Annotated in this window: 1 protein-coding gene; it reads right to left on the bottom strand. The window is 56.9% G+C overall.

The genetic code is table 11. From position 1 onward, the window contains the following. The coding region (locus tag AC2VLY_RS01715) for a transglycosylase SLT domain-containing protein (RefSeq protein ID WP_486921677.1) at positions 1-1,115 on the bottom strand (1,115 nt) is incomplete at both ends.

Below are 1,115 nucleotides of genomic sequence, written 5' to 3'. Positions count from 1 at the left end.
CCAGCCTGCTGCGCCAGTCCCGAAAGGGTATTTCCGGAGTGCACGACGAGACGGTGACTGGCTGGCTGGCTATAAGTGGCGTTTTCCAGATGATGACCGCCATAAACCACCAGCTGCTGGCCCACCTGCAGGTCACGCGCGGAGCGCAGATGATTCCACTGCTTCATCTGCTGAACACTGACCCCGGCCTGCATGGCTATTTGTGACAGGGTGTTCCCTGGATGTACCGTCAAATGGCTGAGCCGAGGTTGGGTGACGGGCTGGGCCACCGGTGTGGCAGCGACGGCCGGTTGTGCGACGGGCAAAGCCTGAGCTGCTACCTCCTGCGGCATGGTCAACAGCGCTGTTTTCAGGGTGGCCGCCTTGTCCTTGGGAACTACAAGCTGATAGTCCGCCGGGACTACGCCATAACTGATTCCGGCATTGAGGTGCTGCAATTCGCGCACCGGGACATTCATCAGACTGGCAGCCACATTGAGGGCGACTGATTTAGGGGTGGTGACTACCGCTATGTGGGCCGTGTTGGGGATATAGGGCAGACTGACGTGGTAAGCCTTGGCATTTTTGATGACCTGGGCAAGACCCAATAATTCGGCCACGTAATTTTCAGTTTGTTCGGGAAGATTCAGATCCCAGAAATCGGTAGGTTGGCCGGCTGCCACGTTTTGCTGGATAGCGGCGGAAACCGTACCCTGTCCGGCATTGTAGGCAGCAATCGCCAGGAGCCAGTTTCCACCAAAATAATTGTATAAATAAGACAGGTAATCCAGGGCGGCGTTGGTCGAAGCCGTCAGACTCAGGCGGGGATCCCCGTAACGCGTATTTTGCAATCCAAAACTCCGCGCGGTTCCGGGCACAAACTGCCAGAGCCCTGCGGCGGCGGCAGGAGAATAGGCTTTAGGATTGTAGCCGCTCTCAATGGCAGGCAGCAGCGCCAGTTCCATGGGCAGGCCGCGTTGAGAAACGGCGTTGACTACGTAATAGAGGAAGGGGCGAGAATTGCCGAGAATTTCTTCGAGTTTGCCCTGATGCTGCAAAAACCAGGTACGCCATTTATCGACTTCAACCCGAGACACGTTGCTGAGGCGCAGACCCTGGTCAATGTTTGTCCAGAC

Source organism: Acidithiobacillus sp. TH-A36 (genome assembly GCF_057473445.1).
This window is presented reverse-complemented; position numbering and strand designations above follow the sequence as displayed.